The sequence below is a fragment of the Phreatobacter sp. genome (assembly GCF_051860605.1).
GTDB lineage: Bacteria > Pseudomonadota > Alphaproteobacteria > Rhizobiales > Phreatobacteraceae > Phreatobacter.
This window is the reverse complement of record NZ_JBHYDR010000002.1, coordinates 133,178-154,816: the sequence shown is the minus strand read 5'-3', so window position 1 is coordinate 154,816 and position 21,639 is coordinate 133,178. Positions and strand designations below refer to the sequence as shown.

General features: G+C 66.1%; 24 protein-coding genes and 1 tRNA gene. 5 read left to right on the top strand and 20 right to left on the bottom strand.

From position 1 onward, the window contains the following. Positions 1-155 precede the first annotated feature (155 nt). On the bottom strand, positions 156-410 hold the full coding sequence (locus ACTIFS_RS03520; protein WP_439572658.1) for a hypothetical protein: 255 nt from the start codon (positions 408-410) through the stop codon (positions 156-158). A gap of 165 nt (positions 411-575) precedes the next feature. On the opposite strand from ACTIFS_RS03520, the gene ACTIFS_RS03515 reads away from it, so the two are divergent. Next, a tRNA-Thr gene (locus tag ACTIFS_RS03515) sits at positions 576-650 on the top strand. Positions 651-714: 64 nt separating this feature from the next. Here the strand turns inward: ACTIFS_RS03515 and ACTIFS_RS03510 are convergent. Further along, complete coding sequence (locus ACTIFS_RS03510) at positions 715-924, bottom strand: hypothetical protein (RefSeq protein ID WP_439572657.1); 210 nt, start codon at positions 922-924, stop codon at positions 715-717. Beyond that, on the bottom strand, positions 914-1,576 hold the full coding sequence (locus tag ACTIFS_RS03505; RefSeq protein ID WP_439572656.1) for an SOS response-associated peptidase: 663 nt from the start codon (positions 1,574-1,576) through the stop codon (positions 914-916). The genes ACTIFS_RS03510 and ACTIFS_RS03505 overlap by 11 nt, the downstream gene beginning before the upstream one ends. Before the next feature lie 77 nt (positions 1,577-1,653). Between ACTIFS_RS03505 and ACTIFS_RS03500 the strand changes: the two genes are divergently transcribed. From ACTIFS_RS03500 to ACTIFS_RS03490, 3 genes are all read left to right on the top strand, one after another. Beyond that, on the top strand, positions 1,654-2,061 hold the full coding sequence (locus ACTIFS_RS03500) for a hypothetical protein (protein WP_439572655.1): 408 nt from the start codon (positions 1,654-1,656) through the stop codon (positions 2,059-2,061). Positions 2,062-2,375: 314 nt separating this feature from the next. Then, a complete protein-coding gene (locus ACTIFS_RS03495) occupies positions 2,376-3,509 on the top strand; it encodes a hypothetical protein (RefSeq protein WP_439572654.1) in 1,134 nt (377 codons plus the stop codon). 3 nt (positions 3,510-3,512) lie between these two features. Then, the gene (locus ACTIFS_RS03490; RefSeq protein ID WP_439572653.1) at positions 3,513-4,493 is read left to right on the top strand and encodes a hypothetical protein; all 981 of its coding nucleotides are present in this window, start codon (positions 3,513-3,515) and stop codon (positions 4,491-4,493) included. Here the strand turns inward: ACTIFS_RS03490 and ACTIFS_RS03485 are convergent. The 8 genes from ACTIFS_RS03485 to ACTIFS_RS03450 all read right to left on the bottom strand — a co-directional run bounded on the left by ACTIFS_RS03485 (position 4,486) and on the right by ACTIFS_RS03450 (position 7,630). Next, entirely contained in the window at positions 4,486-5,319 is an 834-nt protein-coding gene (locus ACTIFS_RS03485) for a DNA adenine methylase (protein WP_439572652.1), read from the bottom strand. The two genes, ACTIFS_RS03490 and ACTIFS_RS03485, sit on opposite strands and share 8 nt — an antisense overlap. Before the next feature lie 378 nt (positions 5,320-5,697). Beyond that, positions 5,698-5,907, bottom strand: coding sequence for a hypothetical protein (locus tag ACTIFS_RS03480; protein WP_439572651.1), 210 nt, complete (start codon positions 5,905-5,907; stop codon positions 5,698-5,700). Beyond that, positions 5,904-6,272 (bottom strand): hypothetical protein, encoded by a 369-nt coding sequence (locus ACTIFS_RS03475; protein ID WP_439572650.1) that lies wholly within the window; start codon positions 6,270-6,272, stop codon positions 5,904-5,906. Before ACTIFS_RS03475 ends, ACTIFS_RS03480 begins: the two co-directional genes overlap by 4 nt. A gap of 4 nt (positions 6,273-6,276) precedes the next feature. Next, on the bottom strand, positions 6,277-6,471 hold the full coding sequence (locus tag ACTIFS_RS03470) for a hypothetical protein (RefSeq protein WP_439572649.1): 195 nt from the start codon (positions 6,469-6,471) through the stop codon (positions 6,277-6,279). Continuing rightward, positions 6,431-6,664, bottom strand: coding sequence for a hypothetical protein (locus tag ACTIFS_RS03465; RefSeq protein ID WP_439572648.1), 234 nt, complete (start codon positions 6,662-6,664; stop codon positions 6,431-6,433). The genes ACTIFS_RS03470 and ACTIFS_RS03465 overlap by 41 nt, the downstream gene beginning before the upstream one ends. After that, entirely contained in the window at positions 6,664-6,927 is a 264-nt protein-coding gene (locus ACTIFS_RS03460; RefSeq protein ID WP_439572647.1) for a Pam3-gp28 family putative phage holin, read from the bottom strand. The genes ACTIFS_RS03465 and ACTIFS_RS03460 overlap by 1 nt, the downstream gene beginning before the upstream one ends. Positions 6,928-6,968: 41 nt before the next feature. Beyond that, a complete protein-coding gene (locus tag ACTIFS_RS03455; protein ID WP_439572646.1) occupies positions 6,969-7,493 on the bottom strand; it encodes a TIGR02594 family protein in 525 nt (174 codons plus the stop codon). Then, positions 7,490-7,630 (bottom strand): hypothetical protein, encoded by a 141-nt coding sequence (locus ACTIFS_RS03450; protein ID WP_439572645.1) that lies wholly within the window; start codon positions 7,628-7,630, stop codon positions 7,490-7,492. The genes ACTIFS_RS03455 and ACTIFS_RS03450 overlap by 4 nt, the downstream gene beginning before the upstream one ends. Before the next feature lie 107 nt (positions 7,631-7,737). On the opposite strand from ACTIFS_RS03450, the gene ACTIFS_RS03445 reads away from it, so the two are divergent. Next, entirely contained in the window at positions 7,738-7,935 is a 198-nt protein-coding gene (locus ACTIFS_RS03445) for a hypothetical protein (RefSeq protein WP_439572644.1), read from the top strand. On the opposite strand, the gene ACTIFS_RS03440 is transcribed toward ACTIFS_RS03445, so the two are convergent. From ACTIFS_RS03440 to ACTIFS_RS03400, 9 genes are all read right to left on the bottom strand, one after another. Further along, on the bottom strand, positions 7,932-8,213 hold the full coding sequence (locus ACTIFS_RS03440; protein ID WP_439572643.1) for a hypothetical protein: 282 nt from the start codon (positions 8,211-8,213) through the stop codon (positions 7,932-7,934). The genes ACTIFS_RS03445 and ACTIFS_RS03440 overlap by 4 nt on opposite strands. Before the next feature lie 101 nt (positions 8,214-8,314). After that, the gene (locus ACTIFS_RS03435; RefSeq protein ID WP_439572642.1) at positions 8,315-8,983 is read right to left on the bottom strand and encodes a hypothetical protein; all 669 of its coding nucleotides are present in this window, start codon (positions 8,981-8,983) and stop codon (positions 8,315-8,317) included. After that, positions 8,973-12,635, bottom strand: coding sequence for a LamG domain-containing protein (locus ACTIFS_RS03430; RefSeq protein WP_439572641.1), 3,663 nt, complete (start codon positions 12,633-12,635; stop codon positions 8,973-8,975). The genes ACTIFS_RS03435 and ACTIFS_RS03430 overlap by 11 nt, the downstream gene beginning before the upstream one ends. 52 nt (positions 12,636-12,687) lie before the next feature. Beyond that, a complete protein-coding gene (locus tag ACTIFS_RS03425; protein WP_439572640.1) occupies positions 12,688-17,412 on the bottom strand; it encodes a hypothetical protein in 4,725 nt (1,574 codons plus the stop codon). Position 17,413: 1 nt separating this feature from the next. Further along, complete coding sequence (locus ACTIFS_RS03420) at positions 17,414-17,839, bottom strand: DUF6950 family protein (protein WP_439573034.1); 426 nt, start codon at positions 17,837-17,839, stop codon at positions 17,414-17,416. Continuing rightward, complete coding sequence (locus ACTIFS_RS03415) at positions 17,839-18,420, bottom strand: hypothetical protein (protein ID WP_439572639.1); 582 nt, start codon at positions 18,418-18,420, stop codon at positions 17,839-17,841. Before ACTIFS_RS03415 ends, ACTIFS_RS03420 begins: the two co-directional genes overlap by 1 nt. 144 nt (positions 18,421-18,564) lie before the next feature. After that, complete coding sequence (locus ACTIFS_RS03410; RefSeq protein ID WP_439572638.1) at positions 18,565-19,233, bottom strand: hypothetical protein; 669 nt, start codon at positions 19,231-19,233, stop codon at positions 18,565-18,567. After that, entirely contained in the window at positions 19,230-21,434 is a 2,205-nt protein-coding gene (locus tag ACTIFS_RS03405) for a hypothetical protein (protein WP_439572637.1), read from the bottom strand. The genes ACTIFS_RS03410 and ACTIFS_RS03405 overlap by 4 nt, the downstream gene beginning before the upstream one ends. 39 nt (positions 21,435-21,473) lie before the next feature. After that, on the bottom strand, positions 21,474-21,623 hold the full coding sequence (locus ACTIFS_RS03400; RefSeq protein WP_439572636.1) for a hypothetical protein: 150 nt from the start codon (positions 21,621-21,623) through the stop codon (positions 21,474-21,476). Positions 21,624-21,639 lie beyond the last annotated feature (16 nt).

The window sequence follows — 21,639 nt, the reverse complement described above, 5'->3', positions numbered from 1 at the left end:
GCGCGACCTGAACGAACACGCCGCAGCGGCGTGCAACCGTCTAGCCGACCAAACGGGGCGAAACAAGGAATGCGGCGCGGCGGCGGCAAGGCCGGCGGCGCGGCGGGCCGCTCCGGCCATGCCGGCCATGGGCCCCGGCCGGCCCCGCGACAGGGTCAGTCGACATCGGACCCGCCGCCGGACGGCTTGCCGGGCACCCCATCCGCCGTCCTGCCACGGGCCTGCGCCTTGCGGCGCGCAAGATTGGCGCGCAGCTGGGCGGCCAGCCGTTCAGCACGGGCTTCCCGCTCGGTGGCCCGGCCGGAGGGCGCGCTGCCCGACGCGGCGGTTGTCGATTCGCGACCGGGAGCCCCCTCTCCGGCCTGGCCGGGTGCCGGAGACTGTTTCCGGCCGTCCTTGTCCGCGGACATGGTGCAGGGCCTCCTCGAGAGCCAGGCGGTGCCAGGGTGCGATTGCCGCCCGGCGCGGGCGATTCGCGCAAGGGCCCGCATCGCGGCGCTTGCATCGTGGCCCCCCCTGTGGCAGGGAAGCGGCCCGTCCGCCAGCCCTCGCAGGTTCGGGCGGCGCACCGGTTCGCTGCGGTAGCTCAGTGGTAGAGCACTCCCTTGGTAAGGGAGAGGTCGAGAGTTCAATCCTCTCTCGCAGCACCAGTTTTTTCAACGGCTTAGCTGGTGTGGGTGTGGGCGGCGGCACAGAAATGTGCACAGAAACCCCTCATCGCCTCCGCCTGTCCGGCGGCAGAAGCGGAACAGGTGCGCCCTGAATCGTGCCGCCGGCGGTCCCATCCCGGATCCTCCGCGCCTCGACGAGGGCGCTCTCGATCAGGAACTGCAGCGGACCCCAGCGCTGTTCGCTCGCCAGCCCCGCGAGCTGCTCGAGCGAGACGGCGATGAACTCAGCATCGGTGGCCGGGTCACTCCGCATCAGCGCTGTCCTGACGCTTGCCTCGGGCCACCACTTCGAGTGCGCCGTCCGGCAGGGGTCGCTGCAGCTTTGCCGCCTCGGACCAGGGCGCCGTCATCCACGTCTCGATGTCCTCGGCCGACGTCAGGACCACCGGCATCGCCTTCGGATGGATGGTCTTCACCTCGGCATTCGGTTCGCAGGTCAGAAACGCGTAGAGGTCGGCCGTCACCTCGCCTTCCTTGACCTTGCGCACGCTCGTCCAGTCGGCCGTCCAGATACCGGCGAACAGCGCGAGCGGCCGGCCCTGATGCAGCGCGAACCATGCCGGACCCTTGATCGATGCGTCCCATTCGGAAAATGAGGTCCAGGGGACGAGGCACCGGTGCTCGACGCCGGTCCAGCGGCGCCAGTGGGGCGAGGCCAGGTTGCGGACATTGGTTACGCCCGGATCGGTCTTCTTGCCCTTCAGGGCGAAGACCGGGCTCGGCATTCCCCAGCGGGCCATGGCCAGTTCGCGGCCGTCCGCAGTGTTGCGCACGATCGGCGCCTGGTAGTCGGGATAGATGCCGGGCTGCGGCGGCAGGTTGCCGATCGCCGGATGGATGCGGGTGGCGCGGGCGAGCTCGGCGATCGCCTGGGCGCCCTTCGTGAGCGAGTAGAGATTGCACATCGCGACAGGCTAGCGCGGCGAGCCCTTGTGGCCAAACGAGAACGAACATAGAACACGCCTCTGGCAGCGAGGCGGCCATGGGCAGCAAGGTCTCTCACGATTTTCTGGTTGAGGTCTGGGAGGGGGGTCGCGTGGCCGAGGTGATGGCCGCGGCCGGCAACATCATCGTGGCGCAGGCGGCGTTCGAGGCGGCGGTCGGCCAGCGACCTGGCAGGCGCCTCACCCTGCGCCATGGCGCCCGCGTGATCCGCAGCGCCGGCGAGGACGCGGCTTCAAGACCCGCACCACCCACCGTGGGGCTGCTACGCGGCCAGGGCGTGATGGGCGCACGGCTCTGGTGCGTCGGTTGCAAGCGGCAGGGCATCCTCACCTGGGAGCAGATGCGGGCGCGGGAGGACGAACCGTTTCCGAGTGCGGGCGGCAGGCTTCGGTGTGGACGCTGCGGCAGCGATCAGGTGACGCGCATGCCGGACTGGCCTAGCTAGTCAAGCATCAATCGCTTCATCAAGATGCCTCGACGAAGTGCGAGAGGCAGCGGGGAACAATATGTTGCCACGCGACGCTAAGGAGCGGCGGCCAGATGAAGGCTCCAACCATTCGGTCGGGTGATCGCCTCCATGCAGAACAGCACCCTCAGTCCGGAACGAGACGCGCCTGCCGCCTGCAGGCGTGAGACGATCCCCAAAACCACCGTTGCCTCGTCCCTACGCTTGGCCGTTGACCAATTGGCCGATATTGAGAAGTTGATGGGAAAACGGCTCCGCCCGTGGCTCGGCGCACAGTGACGAAAGCTGACCGAATGAACTGGGACGATGAACTACCTCTGAGGACCTCAAAAGAGGTTGACGTCGATTTTCTCGACTTCGACCAGGCAAATCCTCGCTTCACGCCCGATAAACGTCCCGAGGATGGTAGCGACCAAGCGATAATTGCACTCTTAGATAAGACTTCGGATCTCGGCGAGTTGATCCAATCATTGTCTTACAATGGATATATTTCCATCGAGCCGATGATTGTGTTCGCAAGAGGCGATAGGCTAGTAGTCCTTGAAGGCAACCGTAGGCTCGCCGCCGTAAAAGTCCTGAGGGACCCGGCCCTGGCTGAAGCTTGTAAAATCTCAACGCCGCCGCTCAGCGACGAGATAAGGGCTTCGCTTGACCGCATCTTGGTATATCGCGTGGAAGACAAAGATGGCGCAAAGGATCTTATCGGCTTCAAGCATATAAATGGACCGCAAGCTTGGGATGCATACGCGAAGGCGCTTTACGCGATGCGGTGGCTCGACGACGAACGGGAGAAAAAGAGCGGCCTTACGCTGTCGCAAATTGCCCGCCGGATGGGAGACAAGCACGATACCTTGCATCGCATGGTCACCGCAGCCTACGTCCTCCGACAAGCCGAAGACAACGGTAGCTATGCGCTGGACGACCGCACTAAACGGCACTTTAGTTTTTCTCATTTGTATACGGGACTTTCGTATCCTGAATTCAGTGAATACTTGGGAATGGAGCGGCTATCCAGAAACGATGACCCTCACCGAGAACCGGTCCCGGTAGGCAAAACCGCTGAACTCCGTCAACTATTGGTTTGGCTTTATGGTTCCAAGCAGGATGATATTGAGCCAGTTGTGCAGAACCAAGCAAGTGATCTCAAGCGCCTTAAAAAGGTTTTGTCTTCCGCTGCTGCGACACGGGAACTTACGGCGCGAGGCAACCTTGACGATGCCGTCATGACAGCCTCTCCTGCTTCAGACCTATTTGCGAAAAACCTTGTGGATGCCGCTGCGTCGCTGCGTCTAGCAGTCGAAAACTTAACCGGGTACGATGCGGAAAGCCAACCTGACCTTTTAGAATTTTCAGAACTCTGTGTCAAACGTTCCGACGTGATATTTGGCACAATGGAACGCCAGAATGCAAAGATCAAGGGACAATGACAAATGACAAAGCGCATTGTTGTGCCGCCTCCTGTGGAGGCGGATGTCTCTGTCATTGTCGATTGGCTGGAGCTAACTTCCTTCTTTGATCACTTTGGGCGAGCACGTGTTGATGAGATCGCCGGTAGCTTTAAAACACAAGAAGAAACTCCCCCTGACAACTTTGGTGATGCTGATCGAGACAACGATAACTTGCGTGAGGGAATTGAGAACGAGGTTCTGGCTCGCCAGAAGGCGCTCGGCGATGCTTATCCTTTTGCACTTGATGACACGGGGGAAGAATTTAGGCTTGAGCGGCAAATCGATGATCCACGCGCGAGCTTCTACCTTCTCTGCCTAATCGCGACCCACATCTCCAAGTCTGTTATCCTCAGTCAACCTCCTTGCGACAAGCTGGTTTACAAGCTGAGAAATCGAGTCTTTCAGGTGCTGGGGACTCTCGCTGTAGCAGGATTTGCACAGGGTCCTGCCGTGAGTGTGGGCTATCCACGCCAGACGAAGGAGGGCATCCTTACTGTCCTTGCGAGAGCTCAGCAATGGGGAAGCGGCCTTATCGCTCGAAACAAGCCAGGAAAACATGCCAACCCGCGCGCAAATGACGCTGGAATTGACGTAATTGGCTGGCCACAATCAGATCGCCCGCCTCCTCCTCACATATATTTCGCCCAGCTCGCTTCCGGTAAAAATTGGACGTTGAAGCCGGCGATGTTAGAATACAGCAATTTCATGGATGATTTCTTTGAGGAGCATGGAACGGCTCAGCACAATTTCGTAACTATAATACCGCATCGTATTTTTGATGAATTGACGTTCACAAGACAAAGTAAAACCCATAAAGCTATTTTTGACCGACATCGCGCTCCTCGACATGCCCTCGCTGCACTTCAATTACACGACAGGGGCGTTCTTATGGATGAAGCTTGCAATGCTCACCAAATTTATCGGTGGCTTAGGCAATACCGTCGATCAGTCTCTTTTACTTGATGCTCTCCACTAAAATCTCATTTTCTTTCCTTGCAGTCCTCAAACTATAATTTACTCGAATCACTCGCCTTTGTAGATCGCGATATAGGCGATGAATGAGGGGGTGGTTGTCGTAAGTGAGGATCCAATTTGGATACCGGCCACTTTGCAGCATGTCAGCCAAAGCGCTGTGCTTACTTTCGCTCATTGCATCTAGATAGAGTCGTGACCCAGCCTCTACATACGGCGGATCTACGAATAGAAGTGTTCTCGCAAGATTCATTCGATCTGGCGCACGGGCGAGAAAAACCAGGGCATCTTCATTGGTCAAATGAATTTTTGCACGGTTAAGGCCGATCCAGGCGACGCGCTTGCTCATGCTTTCTCTATAAAAGCGCGCATCAATTTTCCATTGGCCGGTTTGGCGATAACCACCAATTGGTCCTGAACCTAGTATAATTCCTGAACGGCTTGTTCGATTTATGAAATAAGCGGCAAAGCCCACATCAAAAGAATAAGGGCCTATTGGTGGAGTTGTTTCGAGCAGTTCACGCGCCTCATGCCATTCGGTCATATCGACCTTGGCTTTTGCAATGCGCTCTAGAAAGCGCTCCGTTTCATGAACTATACCGCGCCAAGCTGAATAAACACGCACGTCCGCATCATTCAGATGAACTGCCGCCACCTTGCCTTCCTCAAGCAGGTTGAACGCCGCCCCCGCTCCCCCGCAGAAGGGCTCTGCATACAGCCGTTCGTCAGAAGCGATGGAATCGGTAACGGAGGCAAGGTAGCCCGACAGAAACCCCTTCCCTCCAGGATACCTGAACGGCGACGCTGAGGCTTGCACGTGCCGTCGCGGGTAGGATGATAGATCGAGGAGCGCCTCGTCAGGCATGGATTCGCAAGCTGTTCGCTGTTGCCGGCCCCCTACTATAGCGGTCCATTTCCTCACATGCCATTAAGTCCGAGGGTATCCCGCGCCAGTTCGCGCTAGCTCCAACCTGCCGCGAAGGCTTTAGCGCCGCCCGCGCCCAATTCTCAGCCAAGCCGCGCTTGACCCCGACGCAACTCGTACAAAAAATTCCGCGGTCTCCTCTCGGACGGCTTTTGCGATCACGGAGATCTAACGCGCGCCAACTCGTGCCAGCGGGCCAGTCTAGGGAGGAAACGCCCAAGGAGGGCATGCACTGCACGGCATCCGACCGGGTCTACGCGGCCGAATTTCTCACCAGTCGTCGCGGAGCGGGCTCTCCGGCGCGGCCAGGCCGGCCAACGCATCGGCAAGATGGGCGATGAGCTGGGCCGTCACGCGCGGACTGAGCGACAGTTCGGCCACCGCATCGCGCCCCACGGCCGTCACCACCACGCGGCCGGCATGGGGCCGGGCCGTGACGATGCGCGCGAGCGGTGACACGGCCCCCGGCAGGTCGCTCATCGCGCCAGAAAGCCGCCGATTGCCTTGAGCAGGCCGGTGGCCCAGGCGATGATCGCGGTGACCACAGTGCCTGTCGCAACAAGGAACCTCAGCGCCTTGCGCCCGCCCTCGATCTGATCGACGGCACGCTGGATCGTCTTCGTGTTCTCGGCGACGTTCTTGCTGACGTCGGCGACGTCGCTTCGCACCTCCGCGATCGCGCCTTTGACCTCGGCGCGCACGCCGGCAATCGCCCCCTTCACCTCGGCGCGGTCCTCGGACGCCCGATCGGCCGTCAGCCGCTGCTCCGTCTGCACGGAGGCGAGCTGCGCCGCGAGCTGGCTGATCCGCTCCGCCAGCCGCTGGTTGGTTTCCTGCTCAGCCATCGCATCACCTCACGATCGCCCGGCAGGCGTCGCGCAGCCGGCCGTAGTCGACGACCAGCTGGCCGACCGCCGATCCCGCCGGCAGCGCCTGCAGTTCGCCGGCCGCGCGGGACTGGAAGGCGGGCGGATAGGTGGCCAGCGGCGGGCAGCGGGTGGCGCTAGAAGTCGCCGCCCCGCAGCCGGCCAGCAGCATCGTCAACGGTGCGATGCTCGCCCAGCACCGCACCGGCCTTCCGTTCCGCTTCCAGCGCATCTCGCTCATCCCTGACCTTCTGTTCTGCGACGGCGGCGGCGGCGGCCTTTGAGGCCGCCATCCGCGCCATGGCGTAGACGAGCCCCGCCAGCGCGCTGATGGCGGCCAACGAGAGCCCTACGATGATCGCGGTCGTCATCAGGAGGTCGTGACGTTCGGCGCCCTGGTCTCGGCGGCGAGCGACGGCGCCACGATCTTCTGCACGCCGGGCTGATGCGCGGCGGCTTCGACGATTTGCACCGGCGAACGCTTCCACAGGCCATAGAGCGCCGTGAGGATCGTCAGGAGGCCTCCGACGATCGCCGTCAGCGTCTCGGCATCGAGATAGCCCTTGCCGACGAGGATGCCGCCGGCAAAGAGCAACGCCTGCCGCAGCAGGGTCCACACCTGTTCCATGTTCATTGGATTGTCCTTCGGGGTTGCCGGGAGCCGCCGGCGCGGGGTCAGGCTTCGTTGGTCGAGACCGGGCCGCTGGCGGCCATCCTGATGACGCGGCGGTTCGCCGGCGCCGCGATGCGCCAGGCCGGCTGGCGCGCCGCCAGCAGACGGCTTTTGGCGATACGGGTGACGTTCACCTGGTCACTCTGATTGCCGCCGAGCACGTGGAAGTAGCCGGCATCCTCGCCGACATAGACCCCCACATGGCCGCCGGTTCCGCGCGTGAACACCAGGATGTCGCCGAGCATGGCGGGCTTCGCGACCTTGCCGAACTTGGCCCAGTTTCGGGCCCACAGCGGGTCCTTCACCACGTCCCATCCGGCGCGCTTCGCGACGATCGCGGCGAACAGCCCGCACCAGGCGATGGACGTGTGCCTGTAGACCTTTTCCAGCCCCACCTCCTTCGCCCAGGCGAGGATGGCGGGGTTGTTCCCGCGCTCGTGGACGCCATGCAGTTTCAGCGCCTCGACCAGCATTCGCGGGGCGCCCTCGCGGGCGAGGAAGGCATATTTCGTGGGAAGCGCGGTCATGGCTGGTCCTTTCGGATCTGGATCAGGAAATCGACGACGAAGACCGCCAGCGCGGCGGCCACGGCGAGGCCCGTCACGACGACGAGCGTCCTCAGCGCCGGGTCGATGACCAGCGCGGCGGGGATGTCGATGGGCATGGAGGTGGCGCTCCCGCGTGATGCAGGTTGCAGGTGGTCAGGGATTCAACGGGGGTGACGCGCGGTGAGGCGAGTGGTCAGGATAGTGGCTTCAGGAGGAGGACGCCGTGGCCTGGAAGATCACCAAACTATCCTATGATTCAGGCCGTGAGCATGCGTCCCTGATCATGCTGAATACGCCGGGCAATGCTCTCAATCTTGAATTTAAGGTTCATATTGAAGGTGACGCGACAGAGAGTGCCGTAAATGAGGCTGTCAAGGTTGCCGCAAAGGCCGTGCTTCGTGATGCAGCCGACAATCTTTAGGCAATTCGACTATCGCATTCCGCCTTTGTGGCGGTCAGGTCGAAGCGTGCTTCAAGTTCGCTTACTCTGTCTTCGAGACAGTTGGACTGCACACACGCGATGGACAGGCTGGCGGCGAGCGCGCCGAGCTGGGATTGCAGGGCGGCGATGTGTTCGGCGAGGTCGTGCTGGCTTGGCAGGCTGGTGACGCCCGTTTCAACGACGCCGGTCTCAACCCTCTCGACTTCGAGAGAGGCTTCAACCTGCGCAATGCGAGCCTCGATTGAATTGTCGCTCATGCGTCTCTCCTATCGGTAGGGGTCATGCCGGTGCTGCCAGGCCATCCAAGCGAGCACGGCGATGAGGATGGGCGCGGCGAGGATCGCCACGACCAATCGCGTCAGAGCGCGGAGGCGGTGCGCCACAGGTCATCCACCTGACGCGGGGTCCAGCCGAGACCGGAGCCAAAGGCAGCCACCAGCGGCGAGGACCGGCGGAACTCATAGGCGCCGGCCACCAGAAGCTCGGCCGCCTCCTGCTCATCCTCGTCCGGCAGATCGCCGATGGCTTCAGTCAGGGCCGCGGGGATCGTGCCGGTCTGGACGAAGGCCATGGCCTCGGCGTGGGTCACAAGCCCGGCCGCCTTGAGCGCAGCGATGAACTGGCGGTCGGAGATCACATCCGGCACCGGGCCGGTCGGGAAGCGATCCTCGAACGGATCGGGATCGATCACGTCCGGTTCGCGGTCCTCGTCCTCTCCGTTGCGGATCGCCTCCAGCGCCAGCGTCTCACCAGAGGCGCCGGCAATGGTCTCGCCGGCCGCCTGCCAGCCCTCGTGGGCGGGGTCATCGAGTGGGGGCTGCTCGCCCGTCCTGACACGCCGGGCCGCCTCAAGCGCCTCCCCAGCCGCCACGGCCGCGCGCACCTCGGCATTGGCCGCCAGCACGGCCGCCGCCTCGGCTGGCGTGAGCCGGTGCGGCTCGATGGCGTCGTAGGGGCAGCGGGGGTGGCCGTCGATCAGCATCCACCGCTGGAGCCAGCCGCGTCGGGTGAAATCATCAAGCTGCATAGCTGAGCTCCTCGGAGACACGGGTGATCGGGCCGACAGCCTCGGCCGTCCAGACGAGCGTCGTGGCGGCCTTGCCGGTCACCTGGATGGCGATTGTCTGCGAAGCTGTGACGGCGACAGCGGCGGCGTCCATGCCGGCCGTCACCTCCTGCGTCGTGGTCGTGACGTTGGTCACCGTGACGTTGCCGCCGGCATCCCGCTTCGCCGAGCCTGTGACGAGGTAGGAGGCATATTCGGTGGCCGTGGCCCCAACCTGTCGGGCGTTGACGCGGGCCGAGAAGGTCATCGTTTCGCGCTCGCCGACATAGACGTGCGGCGCAAGGTTGGTCGGCGTCGCATCCGTCGTTCGACCGGACGCCTTCCAGGCGGCGGGAAGCCTCGGCCCATACCGTTCGATGGCGTCGAACGGATTTGTCACGTCCCGCTGGACCACAGCCTGGGCGCCACCCGCAAAGAGCCGGTAGCCGGCCGCGCTCGCAGACGCCTTCATGTTGTCGTTGGTCAGCGCCGTGTTCGTGGTGTCGAAATAGCCGGAGCGGACCAGCCCGGAGAACTCGGACACGCCGTCAGCCGTCGCCACGATCAGGGTGTTGCGGGCCTCATCGAAGTCGAGGTCGGCCACCGCATTCGAGGTGCCGCCGAGCACGCACCTGGCGCCAGCGTTGAACATCGGCGCCTCATCCGCATACATGCGGGCGATCTGCGCTGGCGTTGGTGCGGTCGCCCCAATCCTGGCGAGGGCCAGCGAGCCGCCGAAAGCGTTGGAGCCCTGGCAGTCGAGGCCGAACCGCAGGACAGCCGACGCATTGTTGATGCTGTCCACCGCCGCCGCCGAGCCCGTGGCGACCCGAACGCCGTCAATCCAGAGCTCCATTGTCGTGCCGCGCATGATGCCGGCTGCCTGGTGCCAGGCGTCATCGTCGACGGCGCCCGAGCTGGCGACTGTGACGGTATCCGTGCCGTCCGAGGCGACGAAGTTGAGCACCGACGTGGTCGCGGCGATCTGGAGCCCGAATCGCGCACCGGTCGTCGCACTGTCGCGCATGACGAGCGTCTCAAGGGCGGCCGTGGCCGCACGCTTGAACCAGATCGGGCCAACGACGAAATCGGCGTCGGCAAAGTCCATATCCGGGTTGTAGGGCTGCTCAAGATAGTTCGAGCCTGAGAAGCCGGAGATGGCCGCGAGATCGTTGCCAGTCGCAACGGCCGCGCGAGCGAGTGTGCCGACAACCTGCAAGCCGCGGCTCTTGTAGGATCGGTCGGGCAGGGCCAACTTGACGGAGGCGTTGTCGACGTAACGGGTCCCGGCAGAGGGCTGGGTATTGATTGAGACATGGTGCGTCGTCTGGGTGGCGACGAACTGCACCATGGCCACTCCGCCCGGAGCAGCCGCGGTTCCTGCTGTCGTTCCACCGCCAGCCGACGTGCCCACGTTCAGATTGATCGAGCCCGTGCTATCCGAGGCGACCGACACGCTTACGAGGTAGCTCTGACCGACCACGCATGTCACCGGCCAATTCAAGATGCCGCGATTGTTGGCATCCACGCCCGTCAAGGCTGCACGGCCGCCACTGCTGCTGTTCCACGCAACCGATCCTGTACCGGTTGAGATGTCAGACCATCCCGACAGATCCGTCGTGAACGCACCGTTGGTGATCAGCTCCGCCGTGCCGGTGACGTTGCCCGTCGTGGTGTCGCACAGCGCAGCGAGGCGAATATCGCCTGCCTGCCAACCGGTGGCGTAGTTGATGGCGGCGTAGGAGACCATGCCGAGGGTGAGAGACCCACGATCGGGGGCGACAAGCGTCACGCCGCTGATGCCGTTACCCGTAACCAGCGTGCCGTCGGGTCGCGCGATGACGCCTCGGTTGAAGATGCCGCTGGCGGAACTCTGAACTGCCGGAAACGTAGCAGCGTTGTAGACTTCAGGCGGCACGGTTGTCGAAACGTCGGCGTAGGGAATGGGCACGGACCCAACGGCCGGCGCGAAGGTGCCGGCAGGGTGCATGTTCACCTTTCCATCGGCGGACAGGAAAACTCGCCCGATCGTCGCGAAGCCACCGGATGAATAGACCAAGTCATAGACGCGGCCCCACGGATGGATGACCGACGCGCCGCCAGCCGTTGCGACAGCCACGGTCGGGATGGGCAGGCCGATCTGATCGAGCGGAGCTCCCGGCAGCACGCGGGCGTGGACGTGGTTGACATCTCGGTTGACCAGACCCTCTGGCCAACCCCCGGTTACCGACGTTGCTACACCTGTATTACGGCGGGCAATATCTCGTGGAAAATATTTCTGAGTGTTGGTGATCATGATCGCTGCGTCATCAGCGATAAAATTGATAACACCCAGTGCGCCGAGAGCAGAGCCACCACTTGTGCAAGTGACCCAAATACGACCGTTGAGCGCGAAGACAGAGGTCTGCGTCAGCGACGCTGCGGCATAGAGAGGGTGAGCGTTCCCGCCGTTGAACCGCATCCAGAGACGCGGAGTGCCGGCCCCATCAACATCGGTGAGGTCGAAGATATCGAGGAACGCCGTCGCGCCGGTGCCTCGCAGGACGAGCCCCGCAATCAGCGGGAACTCCCGACGCGCGCCCCGCGTCGCCGAGGCCGCCTCCTGATACCAGGAGGTGTGGGCGCACTTGTGCCGCCAGGCGCCGCCGTCGCTGTCGAGGCAAGTGTCATAGACCATGGTGTCGACCACGTCGGCGGCCGTCACGAGCACAGCGTTCAAGGCGCGCTCTGTCGCGTCGCCGAGCGCAGCGGGATCGACTGTCCACTGGCCGGTTCCGGTCTTGATGATCTCGATGACCGAGCGGGGCTTCGTGATCGTGATGGACGTGCCACCGTTGATCGTGTCGGAGCCCGCCCGAACGATCGTGATCGGCGTGCCGGGATTGATCGCGGCGATGCCGTCGATGATGCGGATGCGGCCGTTGAGAGCGCGCGAGGAGTTGGCCGGCAGCGTGAAGGTGCGCGCGGCCGTCCAAGCCACGTTGAGGATGATGTCACGGTCGCCGGCCAGGATCGTGTAGTTGGCGTCACCGCGCAGGGTGACAGCGGCCGACTGGTCGCCCGAGATCGTGAGTGCGCCCGTGGTGCGGTTAACCGAAAGCACGCTGATCTCAGTCGTGCCGTCAGGCGTGGCGATCAGTTCCAACACCTCGGCGCCGGACACCTGACGCTGGCGCCAGAAGAACGAGCGGGTATAGGTCGATGCTCCGGAGCGCAGCTGGAATGCGAGCTCGGCGATGGCCGAGGCGCCGGCGTCACGGGGGAGCGAGAACTGCGAACCACCACCGGCGAACTGCGTCGAGCCGATGCCGAACATCGTCGCCAGCTGGTTCGTCACCGTGGTGAACAGGAACGTGGCAAAACCCACCGGGTCGGTGCCGTCCATATCGATGAAGAACGGCTGCGTCGTGTAGGTCTGGTCGGCGTTGTCGGTCGTCGTGAAGGTCTTGGCCGTCCGATCGATCGTGGCGATGCGGAACATGCGCAGGGCATTCGACGGTACATCAGCCGTGCGCGACCCGACGAAGACCTTGTGGCCTGGATAGACGCCGTCGAGGTTGATCGTCCCCGTGATCGTCCACGCATTTTGGCCGGTCGTGCAGGAAACCGAAGACGTGCCGGTGTAGAGGTCCATGGCGGGGCGTTCCCTCGGAAAGGGTGGTCAGGGATGGGGCGAGGCGAAGGGGTCAGCGGATGAAGGCGAAGACCGCGAAATTGCCGCTCAGGCGGACGGTGTAGGCAGAGTCGGCCCACGACACGGGCGCATAGGACCAGCGCCAGGCGAGGTAGATGTCATAGTCTCCGGCCGGCAGCGCTCGCACGGAATTGGACACCTTCGGGTCGGCTTCGTTTGAGCCCCAACGCCAATACCAATTGTTCGTGCCGCTGCCGTAACTCTCCGACGAGACCGGCACCACGCGATCCATGAGGATCACGTCTGAGCCACCACCGACAGGGCGGGCGAGCATTCGGATGCCAAGAACAGGCGCGGTCAAAAGCGCCGCCATATAGTTGATCGTCATATCGACGGCCAATTCCATCGTGGTCTGAATCGGCACGATAGAGCCGGTCCCGCCGATGACTGCCGCCGTGTTGGCGATCAGGCTCATCTCGCCGATCTTCTCCTCCCGCCACGAGTTCGAGCCGCCGCCTGTGGTCGAGCCGGTGCCAACATTGACATAGCCGGTCGAGACGTCGCGCTCGTAGGGCAAGACCTGGATGGTGGCGCCCGGCGTGAGCGACGGGCCGACGAACCGGCCGTCGGAATCGACCATGAGGATCGGATCGCCGCCGCCTGACGGACGGCGATAGATGCGGTTGCCCACCAGCACGAGATAGCCCTGCGGCGAGCCGCCGCCCCCGGCAATGGCGACCATTTCGATGCCGGCGTCGGCATAGTTGCCGCTGTCGGCCGCCTTGACCAGCAGCTTGGCGGCCGAGGTGGCGCCGGAGGGCGTGGTGGCTGCGGCGACCCTGAACAGGCCATTGGCCGTCACGTCACCAATCGCGGCGTTGACCTCCGTCTGGGCCAGTGCGGTCGCGCCGGCCGCATCGACCTTGGTCCCGGCGAGCGTGACAGCATCAGCAATCGCATTTTCGATGCTGCCCGAGGCGCCTTCAACCCCGAAGCGGCTCTCCATCTCGGACTGAGCAATCGAGGCCGCCCCAGCCGCATCGACCTTGCTCGATGCCAGTGAGGAGATGGCAGAAGCATTGTTGCCAATCTCTGTCGTGTGCGTCGACAGGGTCGATGCGTGCGACGACAGGGTCGTGCCCTGACTATCCGCCTGCGACTGAACGGCCGTAACGGACGCCGCCGAGGCCTTGGTGGACAGCCCCGTGGTCGGGTCGTTGACGGCGGTCTCCAGCGCCGTGATGTCCGTGGCCTGCGATGTGATAGCGCCTTCGGTGGCGGTCACCCGCGTATCGAGGGCCGACAGGGCCAAGGCATCAGCCTTGGTCGCGATGGCGGTCGTATTGCTGGCGATATTGCTATTCGCCGTCGTCAGCCCTGAGTTGAGGCTGGTGATCGACGAGGACTGAGAGGTGATTGTCCCTTCCGCCGCCGTCACGCGCGTATCGAGGGCGGAGATCGCGGTGCCCTGGGAGGTGTTGACCCCTTCTGCCGAGGTCAGACGGCTATCAAGCGATGTGATCGACGAGGCCAGCGCGTCGTCACCGTTGGCGCGCGCCGTATTCGCGGCCGTGATCGCGGCGCTCAGCGCGGTGTTGCTGTTCGAGCCGGTATAGACCACCGCCTCGAGTGCGGTGATGAGGGCAGCCAGCGCGGCGTTGGTGGTCGCCTGCGCGACGGCTGCGGTGGAGATTTGAGCGCGAGTGGCGGCCAGACCCGTCGTCGGGCTGTTGACCTGTGCCAGCAACAGATTGATCTGCGTCGTGATCGCCGTCGTCGCGTTCGCGATGGACTGCGTCAGCGACGAGAATGTCGCCGCCGTGGATTGGGTCAGCGCGGCGAGGTCGATCTGCAAGGTCGCGATGGACTGGCCGTTGGCGTCGATCCGCGAGTCCAGCCGGAACCGCGTCGCGGCCGCCTGCTCCCACTGCACATCGGAAAGAGCCTGGAACCGCGCCAGCAGTTCGGCGAGGGTCTGCGACGCCACGGATTGCGACTGACGGAGCGCCGCAATGGTCTCGATCGTCACCGTGCCGGAGGCGATCTGGACCTCGGCCGCGTCAAGCCTCTCCACAACGGCATTGAGGCTCGCCTGCGACGCGAGCAACGTGATCGCGCCCTCGACCGCACCCATGCGGAACTCAAGCGACGCCACCGAACCGGTCGTGCCATTGACCGTCACAACCAGCGCCTCGTAGAGGCCCTGCACCGCGTCCAGCGTCTGCCGGATCACCGACAACTCGGCCTCGAGTTCGCCCAGGCCGTCGCCGCTCGCCGCAACGATCGTATCGACCCGGCCGGCGAGCAGGTCGACCGTCGTCGACAGGCTGGTGAGGCCGTTGTTGATCGTGTCGACCGCCCGGAAGCGCGAAGCCCCGCCCGGCCCGCGGCGCTCCCAGCCGAGATCGCCCAGCGCGCCGCGCATGTCCTCCGACACAGCGAGGGCCGACGCGAGCGCCTGCGACAGGTTGGAAATGCGCTGGCTGATCGTGACGCCGATCCGCGAGCCGGCCTCGTTCGCGCGCGTCAGGTCGCCGGAGAGCGAGGCGACAATGTCCTGCACCTCGTCCGCGGCTGCCCGCGCCGCGGCAAGGGCCTCGGCCGCCGCAGCCAGCGCCTCGGTGCGGACCGCGCCGGCCTCGTCGAAGGCATCCTGCGCCGCCTGCTCTACATCCTCGACGCGCTCCTGAAACGCCTCATCGAACGAATCCCAGTCGATCGCACCGGGCACGACGGTGACCGCTGTCTGCGCCGTGCGCACGACATGCTCGGCGCTGGCCACGACCGGCGCGCCGAGGACCGCCGGCTCCGTCACCCGCGTCGGCAGGGTCTCGAGGTCATAGGCGAATTCATAGGCCGTGGAGGCCTGGACACCGGAGACGATCTTGCCCTCGCCGGCCGCGAGCACCGCCGCGCCGGAGAAGCGCTGTTCCTGCCAGGCCTCGCTGCCCACCACGCGATAGCGCACCAGCAGGGCCTTGACCGTGGGGTCGGTGATCGGCGTCCAGGAGACGAGGAAGATCGGGCGCACCTGACCGTCGTCGCCGGCCTCCGACGAGGCCACGACCGCAAAGCCCGGCGCGGTTTCCAGCCGTTCGGCGGCCGAGGGCAGGTCCGCCGCCTCCAGCACCGAAAGCTGGTCCTCGTCCGGATCCCAGGGCCAGATGCCCGCAGAGGTCTCGGCGAGGCCGAGCGTCAGCGTCATGTTGCGGTTACGACGCCACGACACGATCCGGTAGGCGTAGGTTTCCCCGGCATGCCAGCGCGCCGACTGCCAGGAGATCACCTCGCCGACCAGCGGATTGCGCAGGCGCGGCGGCACGGTGATCGTCGCCGACCGCGTCAGCCGCTGGGCCCGCCGGCGGATCTCCATCAGGTGCTGGCCCTGGGTGGCGCTCGGCACATGGCCGAGCGTCAGTTCGCTGGTCATCCGCTCGCCGCCATCGATCGCCTCGTCCTCCGACGAGAAGCGGACCGGCAGGTCCTCAATCTCATAGTTCTTCAGCGGATTGGCATATTTGCCGGTGACGGCATTGCGCCGGTCCATGCGCGGCACCTGCGCCCGGAACCGCCGCGGCCCCTTGACCAGATCGGAATCGGTGATGGTCGCAACCGGTGTCTCGAGGGCGCCGGCGCGGATACGGAACGTGCCGCCCACCTCCGTCTCGGCACCCGCCATGGTGTCGTAGACAATCTGCAGGTTGTCGCGATGCGGACGGTCGTTGCCGATGACGGCGGCGAGGCGCCACATGGGCTCGCTGGCATCGTCGGGCAGCGCGCGCGGGGCATCGCAGGCGGCGAGCGCGGCAAAGACAGATGGCATGTGGATGCGGGCGAGCGGCGTGCCGACGCCCAGCACCTTGGTGGTGCCGAGGCGCACGCCGCGCCGATAGTCGAAATGGCAGAGCGCCGCATTGTCCGACCATTCCCAGGTCGCGGGGTCGGCGAGGTCGTGGCTGCCGGTGCCGCCGAGGGCGGTGCATTTGCGCGGGTCGAGAACTTTCCGCCCGCGCACCACGAATTCGAGCGACGGCGCGGCCGAGAGCTGCACCTCGCTGTCGGGCTGGATCTCGACAATCACATAGGCGATGCCGCGCAGCCGGTGATCGGAGGTCCAGAGCTTCCGCCCCTGGGCGTCGGCCTGGGCTACATCGGGCAGGGTGGTGTCGGCCACCTGGTCCTGCCGGCCCGGATAGAACTTGACGCGCATCCGCGCGGCCGAGCCACGCTTGAACTCCAGCACATTGGTCCAGGCCGAGCCCGAGGCGCCGCCCTGCAGGCCGGGCGTCGCGGGCGGATCGCCGGTGGCGACGCCCGACGCGGTGTCACCCGGATTGACCGGGCTGCCGGCCCAGTCCACCGCGCCAAACGCCGACTGACGCACCGCGCCGGCATCGGTCCACTGGCCGGCGATCCCCTCAAAGCGACACCGCCGGCCATCTACGATGATGGCTTCCAGGGCATCCATCTCGCCGATCCCGAAGGCCCTGACGTGATAGACCTTCGTCGCCGTCTGCACCGGCGGCAGCAGCAGGCCACCCAGCTTCGTGCGGCCATAGACCGTGAAGAACGGCACATTGGCGCCGACCTTGACCTCGAACTGCTGGCCGGGCGGCTTCTGCCGCGGGGTGAGCGCCCGCGCCAGCAGGCTGAAACCGACCGAGATGCCGAGGCCGACAATGGCCTGGGCGGCAACCAGCGGGATGGCGAGCGCCCCGGCGATCGCAGTCGGGAGCGTGACCGAGAAGAAGGCGATGGCGGCGGCGACGGGCGGCATGTCAGACCCTGAAGGCGCGCAGGAGCTGCTCGCGCGGCAGGTCGCGCACGAGGCCGGCATCAGTGACGGCGGCGAGGCGGTCGCCGAGGACGACGACGGCCGACGGGCCGCGCCGGCCGCCATCGATGACGCCGAGATCGCCGACATGGGCCATGACCGGCGGGATCTCGGTCAGCACGGCGGCCAGAAGGCTGCCGACATCGGCATGGCCGAGGCGGCGCAGCAGGCGCCCGGCCGCCTGTTCGCTTGTCCAACCCGAGGGCCAGAACGACCGATCGGCACCGGTCAGGGCGCAGACATGGTCGCTGGCCAGCACGATGCAATCGAGGCGGCCCCACCCGGGCTCCAGAGCGCCCAGCCGGTCGAGCGTTGCGACCATGCGCAGCTCCCAGCCCGGCCGGCGAGGAGGAGGAGTGGTCAGGACCATCATTTCAGGTCGATCTTGATGGTGGCGGCCACGGCCACGCCGTCGAGGCCGGCGTCGCCCGGGAAGATCGACCGCAGCAGGGCCGGCGAGAAGGTGGAAGTCTCGCGGCGGCCCATGTCGTAGCTGTCCGATTCCAGCACCATGGTGCCGCGAACCGTGCCCTTCTCGGTGTCGTGTTCGTGCTGGACAGGGCCGCAGGTGCCGGACCATTCGAGCAGCACCTCGACCAGCCGGCCTTCGGCGTCGAGGATGTAGTCGTAGATCCGCACGGGCCGGCCGACATAGGGGATGGTCTCGATCGAGGCGAAGACGTCCTCGGCGTCGGGGATGGTGCGGTCGCGGGTGGTGCGCAGCGACACCTCGACCTGCTGGGCATAGCCGCCATCCGCCCAGGCCAGCGTCGCCACCTCCAGCGCCCCGCCGGGCCGATAGGTGACCCCCTCATGGACGATGTCCCAGGAGCCGGACCAGAAGCCGACGGACCCGACCGGCGCGTCGAAGTCGAAGCGCAGCATCCAGCGCCAGCCGCCGCGGGGCCGGCGGAAGGCATTCAGCGTGTTGGTCGAGAGATTGCGGGGCACAGGATTCCGGATAGAGCGTCAGAGGGCGGTTGCGACGAACCGCGCCCTCGGCTTGCGCGGGCGCGGTGTACGATGCGGAAAGTGGCGTCAGGGTGAGGTTGCGTCGGCGCATGCCCTCGGCTTGCGCGGGCAGGCGCCGCCAGATCAAAGCTCGCTCAGCACCTTGTTCACCTGGATGGCGCGGAAGCCGATGACCGAGCGGTCGATGTCCATGGCGAGCGAGGTCGGGTCGAGGTGGAACAGAGCGAGCGGCCGGTCCAGCGTCACCGCCGTTCCGGAGGCCGCCGCCAGCAGCACGCGCGGCAGCACGTCGACGGTGGCGGCGCCCGCGCCATCGGCCACCACATCGGCCACGATGCGGTGGACGACGCGCACGCCGGAGGTCGAGACGAAGCCGAGATGATCGCCGGCCGACAGGGCATAGCCGGCGCCGAGGCCGGCAAGCGCCACCTGCCGGGGCGTGGCCGCCGGCACGCTGGCCGAGAGCGTGACGCCCGAGGGCGGTGTCACGCCGTTGCCGGCAGCAAAAGGGCGGCGCCGGCGCGGATCGAAGCCGAGGAATCGCCCATGATGCAGGAGGCGGACGCGGTTCACCCAGCCCTCCATCCGGTGATAGTCGGGATAGTCGAGCGGCGCGGTCTCGATCTCGAGGATCCAGCGGGGATCGAAGACTTCCGCCTCGATCACCGTGCCGTCCTCGCCCTGCGAGACGTCGAAGACGTTCGGCTGGTCGAACCGGCCGGTGGCATAGGCCGTGCCCGTCGGCAGGACCGGCAGCCCGCCGACATCGGCGAGCAGGACGACGGCGCTCACGACAGGCCCCGCGTATAGGGGTCGATCTCGACGCCGCGAGCGTTCTCACCCTGCAGGAACGGCACGGTGACCTCGCGGATCCGCTGATCGACCCGACGGGCGATTTCCTCGGCATCGGCGCGGCTGGCGCCAGGGGCATCGACGCGGATGTCACCGATCGACACGGCATTGCCGGCGGCGCGGCCCGTCGTGGCCTCGCCGGCACGGTCGGCCATGTCCAGCGCGCGGGCGGTGGCGCGGCGCTGGCTGCGGGTCAACACCTCCTCGCCCAGCTGGGCGATGATCGGCACCTCGTCGGCGCCGAGCCGCCGGCCGGAATGGGCGCGCGGCGCGCCGGCGAACAGCGCGGCCGGGGCGATCATGGGGACCCCGCTTCCCGCCTCGCCGCCAGCATGCTGCATGAAGGCCAGAAGATTGAGAGGAGCACCCGCACCGCCACCGCCACCACCGCCGAACAGCCCGCTGAACAGGCCGAGCAGCCCACCAAGCGAGCCGGCGGGCGAGCCGGCGGCCGGGGCGAGCCCCATGAGTTGCGCAAAGATGCCCTGCCCCGTCAGCGCGGCGCGCGCCAGCTCCGCGGCCAGGCCGCGCAGCATGTCGGAGGCCTTCCCGCCGCGGAACACCAGGTCGATCAGACGGTCGCCGCCATATTTCAGGGCATCCGAAAGGGCGCGCTGGGCGGCCGTCGCGTCCTCGATGGCGTTTTTCAGAATCTGCTGCTGGGCCGCCAGTGCCGCGACCTTGTCGCGCTCGGCCTCGGTGAGCCGGCCGCCCTGCTCGCGCGCCTGGGCCTCGGCCTTGACCACCTCGGTGAGCCGGGCGCGCTCCACCGCCGAGCGGCCGACCGTCGCCAGCTCGACCTGCGACAGGGCGATGGCTCGCTCCTGGGTGCGGATGAACTTCTCGACGGCCTCGGTGCGCTTGTCGGTCTCGTCGGCCGAGGCGCCACCAGCTGTGCCGGTTTGACGGCCGTTGCGCTCCGCTTCGCTGCGGGGGTCACGAAGGGGGACCGGCGCGTCAAAGGACACGCCCGCACTGGCCGCCCGGACTGATGGCGGCTCAAGGATCGGCACCTCCGGCACTTGCGAGGCCTCGCGCCGCGCGCGGCTCGCTTCGGCCGTGCGCAACTGCTCCTCCAGCCCGCGCCGCTGGAGCGGCGTAAGGCCGGCATCGCGCAGCCGGGTCTGCAGCCCCGTGATGGTTCGTTCTTCGGTGGCCGCCACTGCGCCGGCCATGGTGGCGGGCACGAGGCTGGCAAGCTCGCGCATCAGGCCGACCGCCCGGCCGACCACACCGACCACGCGGGTGAACTGCTCGGCTGTCCAGGCGGCTCCATTGCCGATGGCCAGCGCCAGGCGCGCGCATTCGTCGAGGATGGGCCGGAGGTTCTGCTGCAGCTCGCGGGTGTTGGCCTCCCAGCGGCGCTTGAGCTCTTCGGCGCGGGCGATCAGTTCGGGCGAGACCAGGCTGCCGTCGCGGACGCCGGAGGCGGCTGTCTTCTCCACCTCGGCAAGGAAGCCGGCGAAGGAAGCCGTTCCGCGATCGACCTGCTCGGCGAGGGCGGTGAGGCCGAGCTGGCGGGCAAGGTCGATGGCCGCAAGCCGCTGGCCGGCGGCCTCCATGTCGCGCAGGCCGACGAGCACGGCCTGAATGCGCTCCTCGGCACTGGTGGCCGCGTCGAGCAGGGCTGGCGCAGCGCTGATGCCGAAATCGTTGGTGCCCCGGAAGCGCTCCTGCAGCAGGTCGCGGGCGCGGTTGGAGACGCCGCCGGCGCGCTCGCCATCGAACCGGTCGCGCGTCGAGCGCTCCAGCCGCGACAGATCCTCCTCAAGCGCCTTGACCTCGAGCCGGAACTGATGGGCGCCGACGGAGAAGGCCTGGAAGAAGGTGGTGCCGACATTGGCGTCGGCCGCGCGCTTGGCGATCTGCTCGAAGCGGCCGAGCTCGGCCGCGCCAGCTGCAGCCGCCGCGGTGAAGGCCGCAAAGGCACCGAGCGCGACATAGTGGAAGGCGGTCAGCGAGGCCGCAGCGCGCGCGGCCGTGAGCGCGATTCCGCCGAGCGAGGAGCCGGTGGCCTGGTGGGCCGCGAGCGCCGAGGCCGAGACCGACCCCATGCCGGTGGCCACCGCCCGGGCCAGCGTGGCGATGGCGCGGCTGGCCGGTTCGGTATCGGCGCGGAAGGGAATAACGAGAGGGCGCACGGGCAGCTTTCGGCTGGAGGTCAGCTGGCTTGGGGAGGGTCAGTCCGGCAACAGCCGGTCGAGGCGCTTCAGCGCGGCCTTGATGGCCTCGTCCGGCACGGGCGGCGGCGCGGCCGGGCCCTTGCCGCCCTTCGGGGCGCGCACGGCGAGCACGCCATCGGCGACCTCCATCAGGTCGGGCAGGGTCATGCGGCGCACCTCGGAG